Raw genomic sequence first — 21,048 nt, 5'->3', positions numbered from 1 at the left:
CTTAGGGCAGGCGACACGATCATGGGCGGAAATGGCTGCCTGTCGCCCATCGGCCAAGGTGCGACTTCTGTCCCTATCGATTCGAGTATGCCAACGTCAGCCCAACGATCCAAGCGTGACCGCGCGTTCGATCCTGCTATGGCCGAGCGCGGGCAGTGTTCAATCATGGCGTGGCCCAAGTAGGAGAAGATGCATGCTTTTTCACACGATGGTGGGGTCGAACGACATCGACCGGGCGAAGCGCTTTTACGACACGGTGCTTGGCACCCTCGGAGTTGGGGAGGCGACGATCAACGTGGCCGACAGTGGCCACACACGCCTGATCTACAACAGTGGGAATGGGGCCAATTTCATTGTCACCCAGCCGATCAATGACGAACCGGCAACTGTGGCGAACGGCAGCACCATTGCTTTTTCATGCAATTCGCCAGAGCAGGTGAAGCAGTTTCATGATGTTGCAGTTGTCAATGGTGGCATGTCGATCGAGGTAGCGCCCGGTCCTCGCGAAACAGCGTCTATGGGTACGATCGTACTCGCGTACTTCCGCGATCCAGATGGAAACAAGCTATGCGGCATCCACTTCCCCAAATGACGCTGCTTGGCATCGTTTAGCCTGATTCAGCTGCCCGCCAATGATTTGGTGGGGCAGCTGGTCGCTCTCTTCCCGTTCCATTTTGGCCGGTAGCGGAATGGCCGCTTCTGCGGTGGGCATCCAAAAAACACGTCTTTCGAGACTGACCAGCGCAACACTAGTCAAGGTGAAAATTGGACACCTCGAAGAACCGCTGGATTTGCGTGTAGGGTCGACGGTGCGGATTGAGGCGGCGTGGAAGGAGTGATGTTGCAGCGTATTTGTCGGTGATTTCGATATTGCCGGTGCCGCAGTGGCCGGATTTACCGTCGGTGGCGCTTGGTTCATATCAAGCAGGCGCAGTTCGCCCTTCGAGCCAGGCCAAGCGCTGGAAGTTATAGGCCAAGTTGGCCATGCCGATCTTGATGGTAGCGCGGGCGATGCCGATGGTGCGCACGACCAGCCCCATGCGGTTCTTTTGCCCGGCGAACACATGCTCGACCTGGGCGCGGATCTTGGAACGCCGGGTATTGGCCTTGGCGATCCGCTCAGGCAACGCTCGCCGCGGTTTACGCCGCTGGTGAATGTGGCTGGTGAACATGCCACTGGCCAGGAACGCCTCGTTCTTCTTGGATCGATAGGCGGTATCAGCCCAGACGCCGGAGGCAGTGTTGTCCTTACTGATCAGAACCGGCAGCCGTGCGCCGTCATGGGCATTGGCGGCGCTGGCATCCCAGGTGCGGATCAGCCCATGGGTTTTGTCGATGCCGATATGATTCTTGTACCCGAACATCGGGATGGCCAGATCGACCGGCCTAGCCGCCTTGGGATCGGCGCCCTCTTTGATCTTGGCCTTGCTGTACTTGATCGACCAGCGCGCATCACGGTCCTTTTGCCGGGTCTTGGCCGGCTTCCAGCCCTCGGGCACGCCGCCTTCCTTGATCGCTGCTTTCTCCGCTTCGGTATTGCGCTGTTTGGGTGCCTGCACGACCGTAGCGTCGATGATTTGCCCGCCCATGGCGAGATAGCCCCGATCCTTGAGGGCAGCGTCGAAGCGAGCGAAAAGTTTGTCTATGGCCTTGGCATTTACCAGGCGTTCCCGAAACAGCCACACCGTGGTCGCATCCGGCACGGTGCCATCGAGCCCAAGGCCCAGGAACCGTTGGAATGACAACCGGTCTTTGATCTGAAACTCGGCGGCCTCGTCCGACAGCGAATAGAGCGCCTGTAGAACCAGAATCTTGAACATCAGCACCGGATCAAAGGGCGGTCGCCCACCCTTGCCGCGAACGCAGCGACGAAGCGCTGCCACCAGCGGACCACGGAAAACCTCGAAATCCACAACTGCCGCTAATCGCTCCAGCGGATCGCCCGCTGCGCTCAGCGCATCGTACCGGTCCGAAAGATCGAAGAAACCAGGCTGACTTGCCATCATCGCCTCCTACGCATCGCCGACGAAGTGAATCAAATCCGCCGATCAAACGCCAGAGTTTTTCGAGGTGTCCAATTACCAGTTCGCACTTTCGATAAGTAGGGATCGTGCTTCAGTGACTTTGCTGTATAAATGGTCTATAGCTGATACCAGCCCGATGTGATTATCGTCTTCTTTTTCATAGCAGAGCGTCTTTAGATTTCTATTTTTGCGCAAAGACCTTTTCATATCTTCTGATATTTCATCAGAAGTCAGAAAGTAATGTGGATTTATCGATCCAGGTTGTGCGCTAAAAGATTGATTTTCAAGAAGCAAATTAACGTCGGGATCTCCATAGCCGCAGCCAATGAAAAGAAACGTATGTGTCATTAGGGCGGCATCAAAAGCTGTGTAGAATAAGCTATGCTTTATACGTGCGCGTGCGTAATCTTCCTGTGTAAAAATCAGTGTGGCAGGTGATGCTAAATTGCCATGTACCTTAACGACATATCTAGCATCGTTTCGCAGGAACTCACAGACGTCGGCGTCGCTATAATTTTTGGTGAATTGCGACGCCTCATTGATCTCACGACTTTTATTTTCGTATATATCATCAAAATTTAGGGAGAAGACAACGCGTGTATCTAGAAGGGCTATCAACTCGTGTAATCGGCCCGGTGTGTATCTAGGGTCTGTGAATCGCGACCGAAGATATGCTGTCCAATCTTCGTCATAGCGGTTCTTAAGCCACTCACAGGCATGTAAGAGGTCACCATCATCGATCGCTTTATAGATATGCTCGGTCTCCGCCGCTCTAGGGAAACGCTGAACCGCATCACTGAGAAAACCTCTCCACACTGGCGGGCGCGTAACTTTGTCGGCGCCGATAGCGTGACGCGATACGCCTGATCCAATAACAAAAATTGCTCGCCGCCGAGCAATGTCTCGGACCAGTGGTTCTGGCCATTCCTCTTTAAGCATCCGTTATATCAGCCGCTTGCGAATTTCGTCTGAAACTTCGCCGAATATTTCTTTTGCCTCTTTAACTTTCGCGAAGTGAGCACCGACAATTCCATCAGCAGCTAGCAAAGAAAAAATCGGCTTCCGTCGAGATTGCGACATAGGAGCGAGGCTATGCAAGTTTGGAATTTTTCCGATTTCATAAGGCTTCGGCGGCAATAAATTACCACTAAAATGCTCGTCAATTTGACCATCGATCTGCTTTATGATTTCATCATATGATTTAACGGGCCTTCTTTCCCCGCTAGAATCGCGCTTTGCGATGTATTGCTGTGATACATAGCCTATGAAGCTTGCTCCATTTATCAATTTTGCATCAACTACTGATTGATTATGAGCATCCAACTGTGGGCTATTTACGGAGTATGTCCAATGAGCTTGCCATTTTGACATCCAGCGACTTATATTTTCGAAGGCCTTTAATGAAAATATATCTATTGACATCGGACTAATAAAATAATCCGAAGATAATAAAACAGTTCTGTTTATAGCTCCGAGTGATGGGCTCACGTCAAAGAAAACGAAATCATAATCAGTCAACGACTTCAGCATTCGGTGGAATACCATCGTGCTGGATAATCCGCGCTGCGTATTGAGGCTTGCCCATTCTTCGGCCAAGAAATCCTCCGCCATTGATAAGCCGGGACTCCCGCACACCACATCTACCCCAAAAGCTGCCGAGCGCTTCATAGGCACTCGCAAGGCGTGCCCCTCACCGGCCATAAGCCCTGTGAACAAACTTTCGATATTTTGTAGCGGGTCTTCAAATGTGCTTTCTAGAAAGTCATCGTGAAAAAGGTACTGGGAAGCGTTGCACTGCGGATCGCAGTCAACCACACAAACTCGAAAACCCGCCTGCGCGAAGTAGGCTGCCACGTTGCAAAGAAGGGTCGTTTTCCCAACACCGCCTTTGTTATTGAAAAAGGCTATAGCCTTCATTGTATTCTCCGCACTTCTTCACGCAGCGAGGGATCTCCTCGATGACTGAGACAGTCTATGAATGCCTCGTTGTCGCTTAGCAAGGTCGCCATGACGGCCCAGAGGAACCCCAAATTGAATGTCCGCTTCGTGCATACCGGCCAAGCCATCTTAATGGCAAGAAGTGGCGCATCCTCTCCCCTACCCCATCCTCCCCCGCACCGCCGCCAGCACATCCCGCGCCAGTCGCGCATAGTCGGCGCAGGCGGCCTGCATCGCCGTGCCGCTATCTCCGTCGCGCCAGCCGCCATAGCAGTGCCGGTTCTGCGCCGCGCGCATCGTGCGCAGCCGCCCGCGTTCGGCGCCTGCCAGCCCCAATTGGCCGCCAGCCCGCCGCCAGGCTTCCGCCGCGCTGAAAATGCGCCGCCCCGGATGGATGCCGGGGTCGCGCCCTGCCGCCTTGCCCAGCCGGTCGATCCGCTGCGCCTCGACAATCATGTCGGTCAGGAACAGGTCCAGTTCGCGCAGGCCATTGCCGATCAGCCGGGCGGGCATCGCGCCGCGCCGCCGTGTCGCCGCGTCGGGGCACAGGCCGCGCGACATGCCATTGGCCAGAAACGCCGCCGCCCGCTCGATCCGGTCCAGTTGGCCGGTCAGGGCGGCGTGCGCGTCGGTCAGTTCTCGTCGCCCATCCGCAGCGCGGCGATGAAGGCTTCCTGCGGAATCTGGACCGATCCATATTCGCGCATCCGCTTCTTGCCTTCCTTCTGCTTGTCGAGCAGCTTCTTCTTGCGGCTGATGTCGCCGCCATAGCATTTGGCGGTCACGTCCTTGCGCATCGCGGCGATGGTTTCGCGCGCGATCACCTTGCCACCGATCGCGGCCTGGATCGGGATTTTGAACAAATGGCGGGGGATCAGGTCTTTCAGGCGCTCGCACATGCCGCGCCCGCGCGATTCCGCCGATCCGCGATGGACGATCATGCTGAGCGCGTCGACCGGCTCTGAATTGACCATGATGCTCATCTTGACCAGATCACCCTCGCGATAGCCGATCTGGTGATAGTCGAAGCTCGCATAGCCGCGGCTGATGCTCTTCAGCCGATCGTAAAAGTCGAACACCACTTCGTTGAGCGGCAATTCATAGGTCACCTGCGCGCGGCCGCCGACATAGGTGAGGTTCTTCTGGATGCCGCGCCGGTCCTGGCACAGTTTCAGGATGGACCCCAGATATTCGTCGGGGCAATAGATGATCGCCTCGATCCACGGCTCCTCAATCTCGTCGATCTTGGTCGGGTCGGGCATGTCGGCGGGATTGTGCAACTCGATCTCGCCCGCGCCATAGGTCAGCTTGATCTTGTACACCACCGACGGCGCCGTGGTGATCAGGTCCAGATCATATTCGCGGGTCAGCCGTTCCTGGATGATTTCCAGATGGAGGAGGCCGAGGAAGCCGCAGCGGAAGCCGAAGCCCAGCGCCGCGCTGCTTTCCATTTCGAAGCTGAAGCTGGCATCGTTCAGGCGCAGCTTGCTGATGCTGTCGCGCAATTTGTCGAAATCATTGGCGTCGACCGGGAACAGGCCGCAAAACACCACCGGCTGCACTTCCTTGAAGCCCGGCAGCGGCGCGGTTGCGCCATTTTTGACCGTGGTGATGGTGTCGCCCACGCGGGTCTGGGCAATTTCCTTGATCTGCGCGGTGATGAAGCCGATTTCGCCTGCCGCCAGTTCGGGCAGCTGTTCGATCTTGGGCCGCATGCAACCGACGCGGTCAATCAGATGTTCGGTGCCGCCGATCATGAACTTGATCGCCTGCCCCTTCCTGATCACGCCATTGACGACGCGGACCAGGATGACGACGCCCAGATAGGGGTCGTACCAGCTGTCGACCAGCATCGCCTCCAGCGGCGCGTTGCGGTCGCCCTTTGGCGGCGGGATTTTCTGGACGATGGCTTCCAGAATTTCGTCGATGCCGATGCCCGATTTGGCGCTGGCCAGCACCGCTTCGGACGCATCCAGGCCGATGACATCCTCGATTTCCTTGCGCACCTTTTCCGGTTCCGCGGCGGGCAGGTCGATCTTGTTGAGCACCGGCACGATCTCATGATCATGCTCGATCGACTGGTAAACATTGGCCAAAGTCTGCGCTTCCACGCCCTGCGCCGCGTCCACGACCAGCAGCGCGCCCTCGCACGCGGCAAGGGAACGGCTGACCTCATAGGCGAAGTCGACATGGCCCGGCGTGTCCATCAGGTTCAGCTCATAGGTCTGGCCGTCTTTCGCGACATAGTCCAGGCGCACCGTCTGCGCCTTGATCGTGATCCCGCGCTCCTTCTCAATGTCCATGTTATCAAGGACTTGGGCGCTCATCTCGCGGTCAGACAGGCCGCCGGTCCGCTGGATCAGCCGGTCCGCCAGCGTGGACTTGCCATGGTCGATATGGGCGATGATCGAAAAGTTACGGATGTGGCTAAGCTCAGTCATTGCGCGCCGATAGCAGGTGTCATCGGCCCTGTCAGCAGGATCGCGAAAGCCCCGTCCGATAAGATGACAATGGCCGTCACCCCCACCCCGCTCCGCTTGGAAGCATGACGGCGCTATGATATGATGCGCGAAAATATCGGGGCGCGCACAAATTCAGATCAAGCAACAAACGGGGTTCTTGAAAATGCGTGTATTAAAGACGTTGACAGCCGCTACGGTCTGTCTGGCACTGGTCGCGCCGCAAGCCATTGCCGCTGACAAGGGGTCGTCGGGTCGTCAGGCCCAGACGAAAAAACAGATGGAAATCCCCCGCTGCACCAAGCGCCTTGGCACCGTCGCAATCGTCGAGCCGGACAATCAGTGGTGGCGCGAACTGAGCCTGGGCAGCCCGGAAGCGATCATCAAACTGTTCGTCCAGCAGTCCGGCTGCTTTGGCCTGGTCAATCGCGGCCGGTCGATGGCCAGCCGCAATCTGGAACGCGCCATGGCGGATTCGGGCGAATTGCAGGCGGGCAGCAATCTGGGCAAGGGTCAGGTCAAGGCGGCCGACTATTTCATCCAGCCCGACATCGTGACCACCAACAAGAATAGCGGCGGCAATGCCTTTGGCGGGATGCTCGGCGGGATGCTGGGCGGCCGGGTCGGCGGCGCGCTGCTGGGCGGCATATCGATCAAGAAGAGCGAAGCCAACGTCATGCTGTCGGTCGTCAATGCACGCACGACCGAAGAGGAAGTGATGGCGGAAGGCTATTTCCGCAAATCGGACCTCAGCTTTGGCGGCGGTGGCGGACTTGGCTGGATGGGCGGCCTGGCTGCGGTCGGCGGCGGCGGCTACCAGAATACCGATATCGGTCAGGTCATCGTGCTCGCCTATCTGGACGCCTATACCAAGATGGTGACGCAGATGGGCGGACTGCCCGAAAATGCGGCCGCGGCAGCACCTGTCGCACGATAGGATCAGAAAGGGCGCGGCCGGTCTGTCCGGCTGCGCCCCTTATCAGGCCGGAACGATCGCGACAGCCGGCCCCGCGCGCCGACGCTTCCACCAGCGCAATATCGTCTCCCCCGCTGGCCGTTCGACCGCGCGATTGATCGCCGTTCCCAGCAGCAGCGCTACGGCGAAGGCGGCGAAGAAGCCGACCCACGGGCTATAGCCGGCCTTGGCAACCTCCAGCATGACGATGAAGCCAACATGCTGGTGGATGAGGTAAAAGGAATAGCTGATCCCGCCCAGCCAGACGAGCGGGCGCAGGCTGAGGAAATGCAACCGTCCCGCGATCAACGCTGCGAAGGTTAGGATCAGGACACAGGCAACGATAGTCACGTCCCAGGTCTCGATCGTCGCCACGGAGGCCAGCGACAGAAGCATATAAGGCGTCTGCTGCCGCCAACTGCGCTGCCCGGACCAAACACGATAGGACAACATGCCGATGACGAAGAAAGGCAGATAGCGCAGCACCAGCAACATGATGATGCGTTCGGGCATGTCGGGCCAGGCGAAATAGAGCCAGCGTATGGCCAGCCAAGCCGCCAGCATGGGTTCAAGCCGCTTGAGGCCCGCAAAGCGCCACAGCGCGATCATGCAGACATAGAAGCCGATCTCCACGGTCAGCGTCCAATAGGCCCCGTCGACTTCGGGCATGAACGCAAAGCCCTGCAACATGGTAAAGTTGGCAAGGATCGCCACTGGACCGACCAGCAACTGGGTCGCATGCGCCAGATATTCGATGCCCAGCGTCAGCAGCATGGCGACGATATAGGCAGGGTAAAGGCGCGCAAAGCGGTTGACGACAAAATCGGCGACCGACCCGATCCGGTCGAGCGTGAAGAAGATCGCGAAGCCCGAAATGGTGAAGAACAGCAACACCCGGTAATTGCCGCCGGGGAAGCTGAAAGGGACATGGCTGGCCTGCGGAAACAGCTCGTGGAAGCGAGTGGAATAATGGAAAATCAGCACGCACAACGCCCCGATGCCGCGCAAAGCGTCCAACTCGGTCAGGCGAGTACGGGAGGAAGGCGATCCGGCCATGCCGCGCTATAGCAACATGACAGCAATAAATCCGTTAACATCGTGGTTAACTAGAGCGTCTTAACCCTCTTTTGTTGCTGATTTTTTGCCAGATCGCACCAGTCGATCGGTCAATGTGCCTCCGCCGCACGTTTCAGGCCCTGTAATTGCTCGTTCAGGACCTGATCAACCAATGGAGCAAGCGTGGCTGCACCGGCGCGCAGATAGCCGCCGACGACATAGGTGATCGTGACGCGAACACCCTTGCCCGACGGCTTGATCGTGACATCGAGCGTGCCAGCGACGCCTTCGCTCTGAAGCGGTCCCAGCGCGGCGGACAGGCGCAACTGCTTGTCGGGCACGGCATAGATGACCCGTCCATGTTCGACGCTGCCGGGCTTGCCGGACGGATTGGGCAGAGCTTCGCAAAAACAGCCACCCGCGTGCGGGTCCAGCACCATATTGGCCGAATCGCCGCTATAGGTGTGACTGTCACTCCACCAGCGACCGGGCATTGCCAGCAACGCATAGACAGCGCCCGGTTCCGCCGCGATCTCCACGCTGCTTTGCGTTGCAAAGCCTATGTCGCTGGTCGCTGTAACAGCGCTATGGGCCGGCGCGGCCATCGCCGCACCAGCCCATAGCAAAAGTCCGATGATGCGCATGATGCCCTCCCCCCGTCGCGTGCGGAGGGCAATCTAGCTCAGGCTGCGCCGCCGTCCAAGATGGCAGCGATCGCAACGCTCACATCGTTCATATCCGCCATGCCATCGACACGCGACACGATGCCGCGCGCTTCATAGATTGGCAGGATCGGCGCCGTCTTGGCACGATATTCGGCCATGCGGGTGCGGACGGTTTCTTCATTGTCGTCGGGACGACGCTTGAATTCCGTGCCGCCGCATTTGTCGCAGACGCCTTCGACCTTGGGCTTCTTGAATGTGTCGTGATAGCCTTCCCCGCAGCTGGCGCAGGTGAAGCGCCCGGTAATGCGTTCGACCAGCGCGTCTTCGTCGACTTCCAGTTCGACAACATGATCGAGCGAACGGCCGCGCTGTTCCAGGATGGTATCGAGCGAATGCGCCTGCGCCTCTGTCCGCGGATAGCCATCGAAGATGACGCCGGTGTCGGAGGAAAGCGCGTCCAGCGCCTCGCCGATAATACCTGACACGACTTCGTCAGGCACGAGTGCGCCCGATTCCATCAGCGCCTTGGCCTGCAGGCCTACGGGCGTTCCCGCCTTGACCGCAGCGCGCAGCATGTCGCCGGTCGACAGCTGGACCATACCACGGCTATCGACCAGACGGCTGGCCTGCGTCCCCTTGCCAGCACCCGGAGGGCCAAGCAGAATGATATTCATTGCGCGCATTCTCCCCTGTTGTGCGCCCTGAGCCGGTCTGCGCCAATTAGCGCATACGGCCTTTCAGCTTCGCCTTCTTGATCAGATCCCCATATTGATGGGCGAGCAGATGGCTTTGAATCTGGGTCACCGTATCGACCGTAACATTGACAACGATCAACAGGCTAGTCCCACCAAGGTAGAATGGAATTCCCGCCCGGGCGATGGCGAATTCAGGCACGAGGCAGATGAACGCCAGATAGGCCGCGCCGATCACCGTGATGCGCGTCAGCACATAGTCGAGATAGTTTTCGGTATTCTTGCCCGGACGGATGCCGGGAATGAAGCCGCCATTGCGCTTGAGATTGTCCGCCGTCTCTTCCGGATTGAACACCACGGCGGTGTAGAAGAAGCAGAAGAACACGATGCCAAGCCCGTACAGCGCCATGTAGACCGGGCTGCCATGCGACAGATACTGGTTCAGCGTTAGCACGAAGTCGCCCAGCCTGCTCTCACCCGCGACGGTTTGACCCGCAAACTGCGAGATGGTCAGCGGCATCAGCAGCAGCGAGCTGGCGAAGATCGGCGGGATCACACCGGCGGTGTTGACCTTCAAGGGCAGATGGCTGCGATCCGCCTGCATCAGCCCCTGGCGGGTCTGGCGCTTGGGATACTGGATCAGCACGCGGCGCTGGGCCCGCTCCATGAAGCAGATCAAAAGGACAAGGCCGACGGCCATCACCATGATCAGGAAGATCAGCAGGCCGGAAATCGTGCCTTCGCTGCCCGATTTGAACAGGTTGCTCAACGTCACCGGCAACTGGGCGACGATGCCCGCCATGATGATGAGCGACACGCCATTGCCGATGCCGCGCGAGGTGATCTGTTCACCCAGCCACATCAGGAACATGGTGCCGCCGATCAGCGAAACAACGGCGGTCAGGCGGAACAGCATGCCCGGTTCGATCACCGCGGCGACGCCCGATTGCGCACCGAAGCCTTCAAGCCCGACCGCAATGAAATAGCCCTGGACCGCGGTCAGGCCGACCGTGCCATAGCGGGTATATTGGTTGAGCTTCTTGCGCCCGCTCTCACCTTCCTTCTTGATCGCCGCCAGCTTGGGCGAGAGCGACGCGCCCAGCTGCACCACGATCGATGCGGTGATGTAGGGCATGACGCCGAGCGCGATCAGGCTCATGCGCGACAGGCTGCCACCGGAGAAAGTGTTGAAAATGTCGAGGATGCCGCCCTGCGTCTGGCTGTAGAGCTGCGACAAGGCGGTCGGATCGACGCCGGGCAGCGGCACGAAGCTGAGAAAACGGAACACGATCAGCGCGCCAAGCGTAAACCACAGGCGCTTCTTGAGGTCGGTCGCCTGGCTGAATTTCGCGAGGCTGAGATTGGATGCGAGCTGGTCGGCTCTCGATGCCATGGTGGCTGCCCTTCAAATCATGCGTGCCGGAGCATCAAGGCCCCGGAGCGGAATCGCTCATCCCTTAGCGGGACGGGTTAGCCGTGTCGAACAGGGAGTTGCCGCGCAAGCGACAAAATACCCCCCCAGATACGCACAGCCCCGCCAACCCATATCGGGCAGCGGGGCCATACATGCAAGTCTGGGACGGCGAATTACGCCTTCCGCGCAGCCTTGGCAGCGGCGAGCGCAGTGCCCTTCTTGGCCTTCGCCTTGTCGGCTGCGGCGACCACTTCGATCACCTCGACCTTGCCACCGGCCTTTTCGACGGCTTCCACCGCGCCCTTGGACGCGCCGGCGACCAGGAAGCTGACCTTGGCGGTCAATTCACCCTTGGCGAGCAGGCGGACGCCATCCTTGCCACCACGGGCAAGCGCGGCGCCCTTAAGCGCGGCATGGTCGATGGTTGCGTTGGCGTCCAGCTTGCCGGCATCGATCGCCTTCTGCACGGCACCCAGGTTCACGATCGCATAATCGTTCGCGAAGATGTTGTTGAAGCCGCGCTTCGGGATGCGCATGTGGAGCGGCATCTGGCCGCCTTCGAAACCGTTGATGGCAACGCCCGAACGCGCCTTGGCGCCCTTCTGGCCGCGACCGGCGGTCTTGCCCTTGCCCGAACCGATGCCGCGTCCGACGCGCATACGGCCCTTGCGGGCGCCATCATTGTCTCGGATGTCATTGAGTTTCATATCGTGCACTCGCTTTCGCTATGTTCGCGCTGTCCCCCGGTGGGGAACCAAAGAGGCCGGGCCGATAGCCGAGCCTTGGAAAAAACGAAAGAGGGGTTTCCCCCTCTTCCGCATCATATCGTCGGATCGAAGGGCTGTTAGCCCTCGACCACCTGCACCATGTGAGGCAGCTTGCGGATGGCACCGCGGACTTCCGCTGTGTCTTCCAGTTCCACCACGCGGTGCATCTTGCCCAGGCCCAGGCCGATCAGAATCTTCTTCTGGTCGGCGGGACGGCGGATCGGCGAGCCGATCTGCTTGATCTTGATCTTGGCCATATCGCTTACTCCGCAATCGCTTCGGCGTCGGCGGCAGCCAACTCGACCGAGGCGCCACCACGACGAAGCAGGTCGGCGACCTTCTTGCCGCGACGCTGCGCCACCGACTTGGGGCTGGTCTGTTCGCCCAGCGCCGCAAAGGTCGCCCGGATCATGTTATAGGGGTTCGACGTGCCGTTGGACTTGGTCACGACGTCCGCAACGCCCAGGCTTTCGAACACGGCGCGCATCGGACCACCGGCGATGATACCCGTACCGGCCGGAGCCGAACGGACGGTCACCTTGCCCGCACCGAAATGGCCAAGGCCATCATGATGCAGCGTGCGGCCTTCCTTGAGCGGAACGCGAACCATTGCCTTCTTGGCAGCGGCGGTCGCCTTGCTGATCGCTTCAGGCACTTCGCGCGCCTTGCCATGGCCGAAGCCCGCACGACCCTTGCCATCGCCAACGACGACCAGAGCCGCGAAACCGAAGCGCTTGCCGCCCTTGACGGTCTTGCTGACGCGGTTGATGTGAACCAGCTTCTCGATCAGTTCTTCGCCCTGATCTTCGTCGCGGTTGCCGCCACGACGATCGTCACGACGGCCACGGCCGCCGCGATCGCCACGGTTGCGATCACCGCCACCGCCACGGTTGCCACGACCGCCACGGCCGGGGCCGCGACCTTCGGTCGGTGCAGCGTCCGCGCCGTCGACGGGCGCAGCGACTTTAATGGTGTTTTCGTCTGCCATGCTCAGAACTCCAGCCCGGCTTCACGGGCCGCATCGGCCAGCGCCTTGACGCGGCCATGGAAAAGGAAACCGCCGCGATCGAACACGACGCGGGTGACGCCAGCCTTGGTCGCGGCTTCCGCCACGCGCTTGCCGACATCGGCAGCCGCATCAGCGGTTGCGCCGGTCTTGCCGCGCACGTCCTTGTCCAGGGTCGAAGCGGCGGCGACGGTGGTACCGGCGGCGTCGTCAATGACCTGGGCGTAGATGTGACGGCCCGAACGATGGACGCTCAGACGCGGGCGATTGCCCGACACGGCCTTAAGGGCGGTGCGAACGCGGCGACGACGCCGCGCGAAGAGGGAAAGCTTTGCCATCTTACTTCTTCTTCCCTTCCTTGCGGAAGATGAATTCGCCGTCGTACTTGATACCCTTGCCCTTATAAGGCTCAGGCTTACGCCAGCGACGGATTTCGGCCGCAACCTGTCCGACCTTCTGCTTGTCGATACCGATGATCTCGACCGTGGTGTTATCCGGGGTCTTGATCTCGATCCCTTCGGGGATCGCGTAATCGACGTCGTGGCTGTAGCCCAGCTGCAACTTCAGGTTCTTGCCCTGCGAGTTGGCGCGGTAGCCAACGCCGGTGATCAGCAGCTTCTTGGAGAAGCCTTCGGTCACACCGGTAACCAGGTTCTGGACCAGCGTACGCTGCATACCCCAGAAGGCGCGCGCCGCTTTGGTCTTGTTGGCAGGCTGCACCGAAATGCCGTCATTTTCCAACGTATAGCTGATCTCGTCGCGCAGCGGCATGGCGAGGGTGCCCTTGGGGCCCTTCACCGAGAGCTGCCCGCCCTCGATCGTCGCGGTGACCCCTGCGGGGATCGCGACCGGTTTTTTACCGATGCGGCTCATTAGAACACCTCCGCCAGCACTTCGCCGCCGACATTCTGCTCGCGCGCTTCCGCGTCGGACAGAACGCCGCGGGGCGTCGAGACAATGGTGATGCCCAGGCCGTTGCGCACTACCGGCAGTTCCTTGGAACCCGAATAGACGCGGCGGCCAGGCTTGGACACGCGAGCGACATGCTTGATGGCCGGCTGGCCTTCAAAATATTTCAGCTCGATGCGCAGGCCGGGATGGGCGCCAAGCGCTTCCTCGGAATAACCGCGGATATAGCCTTCGCGCTGAAGCACGTCGAGAACGCGGGCGCGCAGCTTGGAGGCGGGGGACATAACGCTGTCCTTCTTCGCCTGCTGCCCGTTGCGGATGCGGGTGAGCATATCACCCAGGGGATCGGTCAATGCCATGAGATGATATCCTTACCAGCTCGACTTGGTGACGCCGGGGATCAGGCCCTTATTGGCCAGATCGCGCAGCTGAATACGGCAGAGCCGGAATTTGCGGTAATAGGCGCGCGGGCGACCCGTCAGTTCGCAGCGGTTACGCACGCGAGTGGGGTTACCGTTGCGGGGAATTTCCGCCATCTTCAGACGCGCGATCAAACGATCACCGTCGTCAGCATTGGTATCATTTGCGATCGCCTTGAGCTTTGCATAACGGCCGGCATATTTCTTCACCAGCTTCTTGCGACGCTCATTCTTGTTGATCGAACTCAGTTTCGCCATGACTTAAGTTCTCTTCCTTAGCTAATGCGTTGGGAGAGAAGCCGGGCCAAAATCCCTAAGGACTTTAAGCCGCCTGCTTCTCTTCTTCCTGCGGGAAGGGGAAACCGAACAGGCGCAGCAGCTCGCGCGCCTCGTCGTCCGTCTTCGCGGTGGTGGTCACGATGATGTCCATGCCGCGCACCTTGTCGACGCGGTCATAGCTGATCTCCGGGAAAATGATCTGTTCCTTGATGCCGAAGGCATAGTTGCCACGGCCGTCAAAGCTCTTGGGGTTCAGACCACGGAAGTCGCGCACGCGGGGGAGCGCGATGTTGATCAGGCGATCCAGGAATTCATACATGCGCTCGCGGCGCAGCGTGACCTTGGCACCGATCGGCATGCCTTCACGCAGCTTGAACTGCGCGATCGACTTCCTCGCCTTGGTGATGACCGGCTTCTGGCCGGCGATCAGTTCCATTTCCTCGGCGGCCTGGGTGACCTTCTTCTTGTCCTGGGTCGCTTCGCCCACGCCCATGTTGAGCGTGATCTTTTCGATCCTGGGGACTTCCATGACGTTCTTGTAACCGAACTTGGCGGTCATCGCCTTGGCGATTTCAGCGTCATAGAGCGCCTTGGAGCGCGGAATATATTTGTCGGCCATTACAGCACCTCACCGGACTTGACGGCGACGCGAACCTTCTTGCCGTCGCGCTCCTCGAAACGAACGCGGGTCGGCTTGCCGTCCTTGTCGGCGACCGCCACGTTCGAGATGTGGAGCGGCGCAGGCTTGCGCTCGATGCCGCCCTGCGGGTTCGACTGGTCGGGCTTGCGATGCTTCGCATGCACATTGATGCCTTCGACCAGGACCTTGTCGTCCTTAGGCATCACCTGAAGGACAGCGCCAGTACGGCCCTTGTCCTTGCCAGCCAGGACGACGATCTTGTCGCCCTTCTTGATCTTAGCAGCGCTCATTACAGCACCTCAGGGGCTAGGCTGATGATCTTCATGTGCTTCTTGGCACGCAGTTCACGAACCACGGGGCCAAAGATACGGGTGCCGATCGGCTCCTCGTTCTTGTTGATCAGCACAGCGGCGTTACCGTCGAAACGGATGACCGAACCATCGGCGCGCCGAATGTCCTTGGCCGTACGCACGATGACGGCGCGATGAACGTCGCCCTTCTTGACCTTGCCGCGCGGAGCCGCTTCCTTGACGGAGACGACGATGATGTCGCCAACGCCGGCGAAGCGCCGCTTCGACCCGCCCAGCACCTTGATGCACTGGACGCGCTTGGCGCCGCTATTGTCCGCGACGTCAAGATTGGATTGCATCTGGATCATGGATCCGGTTCCTTCTTATTTGGCCTACCGGAAAAATTCCGGCGGTTCCGAATTTCGTGCCTGGACCCTGTGAGTCATACGCGAAGCGCGGGCCTGTAACCTCTTCTGAACGAAAAGGCCAGCCCCGCGTCGCAATTAGACTCAAAGAGTCGGTGACCTATCCCTCAGGCCGCCGTTTCCGGCGACTTGTGGGTGTCCACGCGCTCGATGACCTTCCAGGTCTTGAGCTTGGAAATCGGGGCGGTTTCCTCGATGCGGACCGTCTCGCCTTCCTTGTAGACATTGCCCTCGTCATGGGCATGATATTTTTTCGAACGGCGGATGATCTTGCCGTAGAGCGCATGCTTAACCTTGCGCTCCACGCGAACGACCACCGTCTTGTCGGTCTTGTCGGAAACCACAGTTCCCGTCAGCACGCGCTTGGGCATCGTGTGGTTCCTTTACTTGGCAGCGGAGCTGTTACGCTCCGTCTGTAGGGTCTTGATCTGCGCGATCGACCGGCGGACTTCCTTGACCCGGCTGGGCTTTTCCAGCTGGTTGGTGGCCGCCTGGAAACGCAGGTTGAACTGCTCGCGCTTCAGGTTGTTCAGCTCGGTCGACAGCTCGTCGTCCGTCTTGGTCTTGAGATCAGCAACTTTCGCCATGACCTTAGCCCTCCAGATGCGAGGTGTCGCCGAGGCGGGCAACAACCTTCGTCTTGATCGGCAGCTTCATCGCGGCACGCGAGAAAGCCTCAGCTGCGAGCGGACCGGGCACGCCGTCCAGTTCGAACAGGATGCGGCCGGGGGCGACGCGAGCCGCCCAATATTCGACCGAACCCTTGCCCTTGCCCTGACGGACTTCAGCCGGCTTCTTCGTCACCGGAACGTCGGGGAACACGCGGATCCACAGACGGCCCTGGCGGCGGATGTGACGGGTGATCGCACGGCGAGCCGCTTCGATCTGGCGCGCGGTGATCCGTTCCGGCTCCATGGCCTTCAGGCCGTAGGCGCCGAAGTTCAGCGCAGTGCCGCCCTTCGCATCGCCCTTGATCCGGCCCTTGAAGGTCTTGCGGAACTTCATTTTCTTCGGTTGCAGCATGACGCTATACCCTATTCAAAATCAGCGCGCCGGGCGCACGCCGGAGGTCTGAGCCTCCAGCATGAGCCGGTCGGTCGCGAACGGATCATGGCCGAGAATTTCGCCCTTGAAGATCCACACCTTGATCCCGCACACGCCATAGGCGGTGTGCGCGGTGGCTTCGGCATAGTCGACGTTCGCGCGCAGCGTGTGCAGCGGAACGCGGCCTTCGCGATACCATTCGACGCGCGCGATTTCCGCGCCGCCCAAACGGCCGCCACAGGTGATCTTGATGCCTTCAGCGCCCAGACGCAGCGCCGACTGCACCGCGCGCTTCATCGCGCGACGGAATGCAACGCGGCGTTCCAGCTGGTCGGCAATGCCCTGCGCGACGAGACGGCTGTCGACTTCCGGCTTGCGGATTTCGACGATGTTCAGCGACACGTCGGACGAGGTCAGCGCGCCCAGCTTCTTGCGAAGCTTCTCGATGTCCGCACCCTTCTTGCCGATGATGACACCCGGACGGGCGGCATAGATCGACACGCGGCACAGCTTGGCGGGACGCTCGATCACGACCTTGGAGATCGCGGCCTGCGGCAACGTCTTGAAGATGAACTGGCGGATCTTGAGATCTTCCAGCAGGAGACGACCATAGTCGGCACCTTCGGCGAACCAGCGGCTGTCCCAGGTACGGTTGATCTGGAGACGCAGACCGATCGGATTGCTCTTGTGACCCATGTGCTTAGGCCTCCGCTTCTTCGCCAGCTTCACGCACGACGATGCGCACGCGGCTGTAAGGCTTGAGGATCCGGGTCGACTTGCCGCGGCCACGGGCATGGAAGCGCTTGAGCGTGAACGCCTTGCCTACCGATGCTTCCGCGACGACCAGCGCGTCGACGTCCAGATTGTGGTTGTTTTCTGCGTTGGCGATGGCCGAAGCCAGCACCTTGCGCACGTCGACCGCCATCGCCTTCTTGGAGAAGGCGAGGATGTTCAGCGCATCTTCGACCTTGCGGCCGCGGATGAGCGTGGCGACCAGGTTCAGCTTCTGGGCCGAACCACGGATCTGCGTGCCAACGGCCAGCGCTTCATTGTCGGCGACGCGACGCGGAGCTTTTTCCTTGCTCATTAGCGCTTGCCCTTCTTGTCGGCGGCGTGGCCGGGGAAGAAGCGGGTCGGAGCGAATTCGCCCAGCTTGTGACCCACCATTTCCTCGTTCACGGAGACCGGAACATGCTTGCGGCCGTTATAGACGTTGAACGTCAGACCAACGAACTGCGGCAGGATGGTGGAACGACGCGACCAGGTCTTGATCGGCGCACGGCCACCCGCGTCCTGCGCGGCTTCCGCCTTCTTCAGAAGGCTGAGGTCCACGAACGGACCTTTCCAGACGGAACGAGCCATCTCGCTTACCTCTTCTTCTTCGCGTGGCGGCTACGGATGATCATCTTATCCGTCGCCTTGTTGTGGCGGGTGCGAGCACCCTTGGTCGGCTTGCCCCAGGGCGTGACCGGATGACGGCCGCCAGAGGTCCGGCCTTCACCACCACCATGCGGGTGATCGACCGGGTTCTTGGCAACACCGCGGGTCAGAGGACGAATGCCCTTCCAACGGTTGCGGCCTGCCTTGGCGAGGTTGGTGTTGCCATTGTCCGGGTTGCTGACGGCGCCAATGGTGCCCATGCAATCGGAACGAATGTAGCGCTGTTCACCCGACGACAGGCGAACCATGACCATGCCGCGATCGCGACCGACCAGCTGGGCGTAGGTGCCCGCCGAACGGCAGAGCTGACCGCCCTTGCCCGGCTTCATTTCGATGTTGTGGATGATCGTGCCGACCGGCATCTGACCCAGTTCCATCGCGTTGCCCGGCTTCACGTCGGTCTTTTTGCCCGCGATGACCTTGTCACCGGGCGCAAGACGCTGCGGCGCCAGGATATAGGCCTGGGTGCCATCGGGATAGTTGACCAGCGCGATGAAAGCGGTGCGGTTCGGGTCATATTCCAGACGCTCGACCGTACCTTCGACATCCCACAAGCGACGCTTGAAATCGATGATACGATAGCGCTGCTTGTGACCGCCGCCGATACCGCGCGAGGTCACATGACCCTTGTTGTTGCGGCCACCGGTCTTGCGCTTGCCTTCGGTCAGCGCCTTGACGGGCTTTCCTTTGTGCAGGCTCGACTTGTCGACCAGGATCAGGCCGCGCTGGGCGGGGCTGGTCGGGTTATAGTGCTTGAGTGCCATGGTCCGCGCCTCAGATACCGGTGGTGACGTCGATGGACTGGCCTTCGGCCAGCGTCACGATCGCCTTCTTGACGTCCGAACGCGTGTAGGGCTTGCCCTTCCAGCGCTTGGTCTTGCCCTTCTGCACCAGCGTATTGACCGCCTTGACGGTCACGCCGAACAGCGCTTCGACAGCCGCCTTGATTTCCGGCTTGGTCGCGTTGTTGGCGACCTTGAAAACCACGGCGTTGTTTTCGCTCAGGAGCGTCGACTTTTCGGTGATGTGCGGCGCGACGACGACGTCATAATGACGGTTGTCGACGGTTCCGGCTTGCTTTTTAGCCATTGAAACGGGCCTCCAGCTTTTCGACCGCAGCGCGCGTGAGCACCAGCGAGTCGGCTTTCAAAATGTCGTAGACATTGGCGCCGACGGCCGGCAGCAGGTCCACGCCGACAATGTTGGCCGATGCCTTGGCAAAGCTGATGTTCACAGCGTCGCCGTCGATGAACAGCACCTTGTTGAGGTTCAGCTTGGCGAGGCTGGCGACCAGCGCTTTGGTCTTGCCTTCGGCAACATCTAGGCTGTCGATGATCGTGAGCGTACCAGCCTTGACCTTCGACGACAGCGCCATCTTCAGACCCAGCGCGCGAACCTTCTTGTTCAGCGAGGGATTGAAGTCACGGACGCGGGCACCGTGGGCCTTACCACCGCCGATGAACACCGGCGCACGGCGATCGCCGTGACGAGCGGTGCCGCCGCCCTTCTGGCGACCGAACTTCTTGCCGGTGCGGGCGACATCGCTGCGCTCGCGCGTGGCACGGGCGGTGCCGCGGCGCTTTTCAAGCTGCCAGGTGACGACGCGATGCAGAATGTCGGCGCGGGGCTCGAGGCCGAAAACGGCATCGTTCAGCTCCAGATCGCCAGCTTCTGCTGCGTCGAGGGTCTGTACCTTGACCTTCATGGTTTAGCCCTCCTGGCCTTCGGTGACGTCGGTCGCCACGGCGTCTTCGGCCGGGGTGTTCGCAGCGTCGTTGCTATTGTCAGCCTTTTTCAGGCTGGCGGGATAGGGTGCGTCCGCCGGACGAGCGACCTTGACCGCGTCCTTGACGGTGAGCCAGGTGCCCTTGGCGCCCGGAACGCTGCCCTTGACGAACAGCAGGCCGCGCTCGACATCGGTCCGCACGATTTCCAGATTCTGCTGGGTGCGTTCACGATCGCCCATATGACCGGCCATCTTCTTGTTCTTGAAGACGCGACCCGGATCCTGGCGGTTACCCGTCGAACCATGGGCACGATGGCTGATCGACACACCGTGGGTGGCGCGCATACCGCCGAAGCCCCAACGCTTCATGGCGCCGGCAAAGCCCTTACCCTGGGTGTGACCGGCCACGTCGACCAGCTGGCCGGCGATGAAATGGTCAGCGGCGATTTCTGCGCCGACATCGAGGAGCGCGTCCTCGGCGACACGGAATTCGACCAGACGAGCCTTGGGCTCCACTTCCGCCTTCGCGAAGTGACCGCGCTGCGGCTTGGCGACATTCTTAACTTTCGCGGTGCCGGCACCCAGCTGCACGGCCACATAGCCGTCGCTGTCCACGTCCTTCCGAGCTACGACCTGGTTGCCTTCAAGGGCCAGAACCGTAACCGGAACGTGACGCCCGTCCTCCTGGAACAGGCGGGTCATCCCGACTTTCTTCGCGATCACGCCAGTGCGCATGATCCATACTCCCAATAGAGGCCCGCCTTATCAGCGGGCGTATCCAACGAAAAAACCGCTCAGGATCTCTCCTTCGCGGCCAACCCTTAGCTTTCAGATCACCCCGTCTGGGTTGGATGCCACCCCCTATTCGGGAACAGCGACGGGGGACCAGGGCCACGGCCG

At 60.2% G+C, this 21,048-nt stretch carries 31 protein-coding genes; 2 read left to right on the top strand and 29 right to left on the bottom strand.

Annotation, left to right across the window (positions count from 1 at the left end):
* Positions 1–193: 193 nt before the first annotated feature.
* On the top strand, positions 194–592 hold the full coding sequence (locus tag AC07X9_RS16945; RefSeq protein ID WP_017182590.1) for a VOC family protein: 399 nt from the start codon (positions 194–196) through the stop codon (positions 590–592).
* 328 nt (positions 593–920) lie between these two features.
* Here the strand turns inward: AC07X9_RS16945 and AC07X9_RS16940 are convergent, their stop codons facing one another.
* The 5 genes from AC07X9_RS16940 to lepA all read right to left on the bottom strand — a co-directional run bounded on the left by AC07X9_RS16940 (position 921) and on the right by lepA (position 6,403).
* On the bottom strand, positions 921–2,003 hold the full coding sequence (locus AC07X9_RS16940; RefSeq protein ID WP_031309815.1) for an IS5 family transposase: 1,083 nt from the start codon (positions 2,001–2,003) through the stop codon (positions 921–923).
* Between the two features lie 75 nt (positions 2,004–2,078).
* On the bottom strand, positions 2,079–2,963 hold the full coding sequence (locus AC07X9_RS16935) for an SIR2 family NAD-dependent protein deacylase (RefSeq protein WP_081490956.1): 885 nt from the start codon (positions 2,961–2,963) through the stop codon (positions 2,079–2,081).
* 3 nt (positions 2,964–2,966) lie between these two features.
* Positions 2,967–3,941 (bottom strand): ParA family protein, encoded by a 975-nt coding sequence (locus AC07X9_RS16930; protein WP_081490955.1) that lies wholly within the window; start codon positions 3,939–3,941, stop codon positions 2,967–2,969.
* 180 nt (positions 3,942–4,121) lie between these two features.
* Entirely contained in the window at positions 4,122–4,523 is a 402-nt protein-coding gene (locus tag AC07X9_RS16925; RefSeq protein WP_017184049.1) for a hypothetical protein, read from the bottom strand.
* 71 nt (positions 4,524–4,594) lie between these two features.
* Entirely contained in the window at positions 4,595–6,403 is a 1,809-nt protein-coding gene (lepA, locus tag AC07X9_RS16920) for a translation elongation factor 4 (RefSeq protein WP_017184048.1), read from the bottom strand.
* Between the two features lie 184 nt (positions 6,404–6,587).
* On the opposite strand from lepA, the gene AC07X9_RS16915 reads away from it, so the two are divergent.
* Positions 6,588–7,358 (top strand): CsgG/HfaB family protein, encoded by a 771-nt coding sequence (locus AC07X9_RS16915; protein ID WP_026002559.1) that lies wholly within the window; start codon positions 6,588–6,590, stop codon positions 7,356–7,358.
* 42 nt (positions 7,359–7,400) lie between these two features.
* Here AC07X9_RS16915 and AC07X9_RS16910 read toward each other — a convergent pair whose 3' ends face one another.
* From AC07X9_RS16910 to rplC, 24 genes are all read right to left on the bottom strand, one after another.
* On the bottom strand, positions 7,401–8,432 hold the full coding sequence (locus tag AC07X9_RS16910) for an acyltransferase family protein (protein WP_026002558.1): 1,032 nt from the start codon (positions 8,430–8,432) through the stop codon (positions 7,401–7,403).
* A gap of 110 nt (positions 8,433–8,542) precedes the next feature.
* The gene (locus AC07X9_RS16905) at positions 8,543–9,076 is read right to left on the bottom strand and encodes an SRPBCC family protein (protein ID WP_026002557.1); all 534 of its coding nucleotides are present in this window, start codon (positions 9,074–9,076) and stop codon (positions 8,543–8,545) included.
* A gap of 38 nt (positions 9,077–9,114) precedes the next feature.
* Positions 9,115–9,771, bottom strand: coding sequence for an adenylate kinase (locus AC07X9_RS16900; RefSeq protein ID WP_017184044.1), 657 nt, complete (start codon positions 9,769–9,771; stop codon positions 9,115–9,117).
* Between the two features lie 46 nt (positions 9,772–9,817).
* A complete protein-coding gene (secY, locus tag AC07X9_RS16895) occupies positions 9,818–11,182 on the bottom strand; it encodes a preprotein translocase subunit SecY (protein ID WP_017184043.1) in 1,365 nt (454 codons plus the stop codon).
* Between the two features lie 194 nt (positions 11,183–11,376).
* The gene (gene rplO, locus AC07X9_RS16890) at positions 11,377–11,910 is read right to left on the bottom strand and encodes a 50S ribosomal protein L15 (RefSeq protein WP_017184042.1); all 534 of its coding nucleotides are present in this window, start codon (positions 11,908–11,910) and stop codon (positions 11,377–11,379) included.
* Positions 11,911–12,047: 137 nt separating this feature from the next.
* Positions 12,048–12,227 carry a 50S ribosomal protein L30 gene (gene rpmD, locus AC07X9_RS16885; protein WP_006960339.1) on the bottom strand — a complete coding sequence of 60 codons (180 nt, stop codon included), beginning with the start codon at positions 12,225–12,227 and terminating at the stop codon, positions 12,048–12,050.
* A 5-nt stretch (positions 12,228–12,232) separates the two neighbouring features.
* Positions 12,233–12,958: a 30S ribosomal protein S5 gene (gene rpsE, locus AC07X9_RS16880; protein WP_086485922.1), complete on the bottom strand. Its 726-nt coding sequence runs from the start codon at positions 12,956–12,958 to the stop codon at positions 12,233–12,235.
* Between the two features lie 2 nt (positions 12,959–12,960).
* Positions 12,961–13,314, bottom strand: coding sequence for a 50S ribosomal protein L18 (gene rplR, locus AC07X9_RS16875; protein WP_017184040.1), 354 nt, complete (start codon positions 13,312–13,314; stop codon positions 12,961–12,963).
* A gap of 1 nt (position 13,315) precedes the next feature.
* A complete protein-coding gene (gene rplF / locus AC07X9_RS16870; protein ID WP_017184039.1) occupies positions 13,316–13,849 on the bottom strand; it encodes a 50S ribosomal protein L6 in 534 nt (177 codons plus the stop codon).
* A complete protein-coding gene (gene rpsH, locus AC07X9_RS16865; protein ID WP_017184038.1) occupies positions 13,849–14,244 on the bottom strand; it encodes a 30S ribosomal protein S8 in 396 nt (131 codons plus the stop codon). Before rpsH ends, rplF begins: the two co-directional genes overlap by 1 nt.
* 12 nt (positions 14,245–14,256) lie before the next feature.
* Positions 14,257–14,562, bottom strand: coding sequence for a 30S ribosomal protein S14 (rpsN, locus tag AC07X9_RS16860; protein ID WP_017184037.1), 306 nt, complete (start codon positions 14,560–14,562; stop codon positions 14,257–14,259).
* Positions 14,563–14,626: 64 nt separating this feature from the next.
* Positions 14,627–15,202 (bottom strand): 50S ribosomal protein L5, encoded by a 576-nt coding sequence (rplE, locus tag AC07X9_RS16855; RefSeq protein WP_017184036.1) that lies wholly within the window; start codon positions 15,200–15,202, stop codon positions 14,627–14,629.
* Positions 15,202–15,513, bottom strand: coding sequence for a 50S ribosomal protein L24 (gene rplX, locus AC07X9_RS16850; protein WP_017184035.1), 312 nt, complete (start codon positions 15,511–15,513; stop codon positions 15,202–15,204). The genes rplE and rplX overlap by 1 nt, the downstream gene beginning before the upstream one ends.
* Positions 15,513–15,881 carry a 50S ribosomal protein L14 gene (gene rplN, locus AC07X9_RS16845; protein ID WP_006960322.1) on the bottom strand — a complete coding sequence of 123 codons (369 nt, stop codon included), beginning with the start codon at positions 15,879–15,881 and terminating at the stop codon, positions 15,513–15,515. Before rplN ends, rplX begins: the two co-directional genes overlap by 1 nt.
* Positions 15,882–16,045: 164 nt before the next feature.
* A complete protein-coding gene (gene rpsQ, locus AC07X9_RS16840; protein ID WP_006960320.1) occupies positions 16,046–16,309 on the bottom strand; it encodes a 30S ribosomal protein S17 in 264 nt (87 codons plus the stop codon).
* 12 nt (positions 16,310–16,321) lie between these two features.
* Positions 16,322–16,525 carry a 50S ribosomal protein L29 gene (rpmC, locus tag AC07X9_RS16835; RefSeq protein WP_006960315.1) on the bottom strand — a complete coding sequence of 68 codons (204 nt, stop codon included), beginning with the start codon at positions 16,523–16,525 and terminating at the stop codon, positions 16,322–16,324.
* Between the two features lie 4 nt (positions 16,526–16,529).
* A complete protein-coding gene (gene rplP, locus AC07X9_RS16830) occupies positions 16,530–16,961 on the bottom strand; it encodes a 50S ribosomal protein L16 (protein ID WP_006960313.1) in 432 nt (143 codons plus the stop codon).
* A gap of 21 nt (positions 16,962–16,982) precedes the next feature.
* Complete coding sequence (rpsC, locus tag AC07X9_RS16825) at positions 16,983–17,678, bottom strand: 30S ribosomal protein S3 (RefSeq protein WP_017184034.1); 696 nt, start codon at positions 17,676–17,678, stop codon at positions 16,983–16,985.
* A gap of 4 nt (positions 17,679–17,682) precedes the next feature.
* Positions 17,683–18,069, bottom strand: a complete 387-nt coding sequence (gene rplV / locus AC07X9_RS16820; protein WP_006960310.1) for a 50S ribosomal protein L22 — start codon at positions 18,067–18,069, stop codon at positions 17,683–17,685.
* The gene (rpsS, locus tag AC07X9_RS16815) at positions 18,069–18,344 is read right to left on the bottom strand and encodes a 30S ribosomal protein S19 (RefSeq protein WP_017184033.1); all 276 of its coding nucleotides are present in this window, start codon (positions 18,342–18,344) and stop codon (positions 18,069–18,071) included. The genes rplV and rpsS overlap by 1 nt, the downstream gene beginning before the upstream one ends.
* A 5-nt stretch (positions 18,345–18,349) precedes the next feature.
* Complete coding sequence (gene rplB / locus AC07X9_RS16810; protein ID WP_017184032.1) at positions 18,350–19,186, bottom strand: 50S ribosomal protein L2; 837 nt, start codon at positions 19,184–19,186, stop codon at positions 18,350–18,352.
* Between the two features lie 10 nt (positions 19,187–19,196).
* Positions 19,197–19,511 carry a 50S ribosomal protein L23 gene (locus AC07X9_RS16805; protein ID WP_017184031.1) on the bottom strand — a complete coding sequence of 105 codons (315 nt, stop codon included), beginning with the start codon at positions 19,509–19,511 and terminating at the stop codon, positions 19,197–19,199.
* Positions 19,504–20,127 (bottom strand): 50S ribosomal protein L4, encoded by a 624-nt coding sequence (rplD, locus tag AC07X9_RS16800; RefSeq protein ID WP_017184030.1) that lies wholly within the window; start codon positions 20,125–20,127, stop codon positions 19,504–19,506. The genes AC07X9_RS16805 and rplD overlap by 8 nt, the downstream gene beginning before the upstream one ends.
* 3 nt (positions 20,128–20,130) lie before the next feature.
* The gene (rplC, locus tag AC07X9_RS16795) at positions 20,131–20,883 is read right to left on the bottom strand and encodes a 50S ribosomal protein L3 (RefSeq protein ID WP_017184029.1); all 753 of its coding nucleotides are present in this window, start codon (positions 20,881–20,883) and stop codon (positions 20,131–20,133) included.
* Positions 20,884–21,048 lie beyond the last annotated feature (165 nt).

The organism is Sphingobium sp. GW456-12-10-14-TSB1, from assembly GCF_059424385.1.
Note: the sequence above shows the minus strand (reverse complement) of the source record. Positions and strands in the feature narration are given on the sequence as shown.

Coding starts and splice junctions, on each gene's coding strand:
- rpsC (WP_017184034.1), bottom strand. CDS start 17,678: ATGGGTCACAAGAGCAATCCGATCGGTCTGCGTCTCCAGATCAACCGT.
- AC07X9_RS16910 (WP_026002558.1), bottom strand. CDS start 8,432: ATGGCCGGATCGCCTTCCTCCCGTACTCGCCTGACCGAGTTGGACGCT.
- rplF (WP_017184039.1), bottom strand. CDS start 13,849: ATGAGCCGCATCGGTAAAAAACCGGTCGCGATCCCCGCAGGGGTCACC.
- rpmC (WP_006960315.1), bottom strand. CDS start 16,525: ATGGCGAAAGTTGCTGATCTCAAGACCAAGACGGACGACGAGCTGTCG.
- rplB (WP_017184032.1), bottom strand. CDS start 19,186: ATGGCACTCAAGCACTATAACCCGACCAGCCCCGCCCAGCGCGGCCTG.
- AC07X9_RS16935 (WP_081490956.1), bottom strand. CDS start 2,963: ATGCTTAAAGAGGAATGGCCAGAACCACTGGTCCGAGACATTGCTCGG.
- rplD (WP_017184030.1), bottom strand. CDS start 20,127: ATGAAGGTCAAGGTACAGACCCTCGACGCAGCAGAAGCTGGCGATCTG.
- rpsS (WP_017184033.1), bottom strand. CDS start 18,344: ATGGCTCGTTCCGTCTGGAAAGGTCCGTTCGTGGACCTCAGCCTTCTG.
- rpsH (WP_017184038.1), bottom strand. CDS start 14,244: ATGGCATTGACCGATCCCCTGGGTGATATGCTCACCCGCATCCGCAAC.
- rplR (WP_017184040.1), bottom strand. CDS start 13,314: ATGGCAAAGCTTTCCCTCTTCGCGCGGCGTCGTCGCCGCGTTCGCACC.
- AC07X9_RS16930 (WP_081490955.1), bottom strand. CDS start 3,941: ATGAAGGCTATAGCCTTTTTCAATAACAAAGGCGGTGTTGGGAAAACG.
- rplV (WP_006960310.1), bottom strand. CDS start 18,069: ATGAGCAAGGAAAAAGCTCCGCGTCGCGTCGCCGACAATGAAGCGCTG.
- rpmD (WP_006960339.1), bottom strand. CDS start 12,227: ATGGCCAAGATCAAGATCAAGCAGATCGGCTCGCCGATCCGCCGTCCC.
- rplP (WP_006960313.1), bottom strand. CDS start 16,961: ATGCTGCAACCGAAGAAAATGAAGTTCCGCAAGACCTTCAAGGGCCGG.
- rpsE (WP_086485922.1), bottom strand. CDS start 12,958: ATGGCAGACGAAAACACCATTAAAGTCGCTGCGCCCGTCGACGGCGCG.
- rpsN (WP_017184037.1), bottom strand. CDS start 14,562: ATGGCGAAACTGAGTTCGATCAACAAGAATGAGCGTCGCAAGAAGCTG.
- rpsQ (WP_006960320.1), bottom strand. CDS start 16,309: ATGCCCAAGCGCGTGCTGACGGGAACTGTGGTTTCCGACAAGACCGAC.
- AC07X9_RS16805 (WP_017184031.1), bottom strand. CDS start 19,511: ATGGCTAAAAAGCAAGCCGGAACCGTCGACAACCGTCATTATGACGTC.
- rplN (WP_006960322.1), bottom strand. CDS start 15,881: ATGATCCAGATGCAATCCAATCTTGACGTCGCGGACAATAGCGGCGCC.
- rplE (WP_017184036.1), bottom strand. CDS start 15,202: ATGGCCGACAAATATATTCCGCGCTCCAAGGCGCTCTATGACGCTGAA.
- rplC (WP_017184029.1), bottom strand. CDS start 20,883: ATGCGCACTGGCGTGATCGCGAAGAAAGTCGGGATGACCCGCCTGTTC.
- AC07X9_RS16905 (WP_026002557.1), bottom strand. CDS start 9,076: ATGCGCATCATCGGACTTTTGCTATGGGCTGGTGCGGCGATGGCCGCG.
- secY (WP_017184043.1), bottom strand. CDS start 11,182: ATGGCATCGAGAGCCGACCAGCTCGCATCCAATCTCAGCCTCGCGAAA.
- AC07X9_RS16900 (WP_017184044.1), bottom strand. CDS start 9,771: ATGAATATCATTCTGCTTGGCCCTCCGGGTGCTGGCAAGGGGACGCAG.
- AC07X9_RS16925 (WP_017184049.1), bottom strand. CDS start 4,523: ATGTCGCGCGGCCTGTGCCCCGACGCGGCGACACGGCGGCGCGGCGCG.
- AC07X9_RS16945 (WP_017182590.1), top strand. CDS start 194: ATGCTTTTTCACACGATGGTGGGGTCGAACGACATCGACCGGGCGAAG.
- AC07X9_RS16940 (WP_031309815.1), bottom strand. CDS start 2,003: ATGGCAAGTCAGCCTGGTTTCTTCGATCTTTCGGACCGGTACGATGCG.
- rplX (WP_017184035.1), bottom strand. CDS start 15,513: ATGAGCGCTGCTAAGATCAAGAAGGGCGACAAGATCGTCGTCCTGGCT.
- lepA (WP_017184048.1), bottom strand. CDS start 6,403: ATGACTGAGCTTAGCCACATCCGTAACTTTTCGATCATCGCCCATATC.
- AC07X9_RS16915 (WP_026002559.1), top strand. CDS start 6,588: ATGCGTGTATTAAAGACGTTGACAGCCGCTACGGTCTGTCTGGCACTG.
- rplO (WP_017184042.1), bottom strand. CDS start 11,910: ATGAAACTCAATGACATCCGAGACAATGATGGCGCCCGCAAGGGCCGT.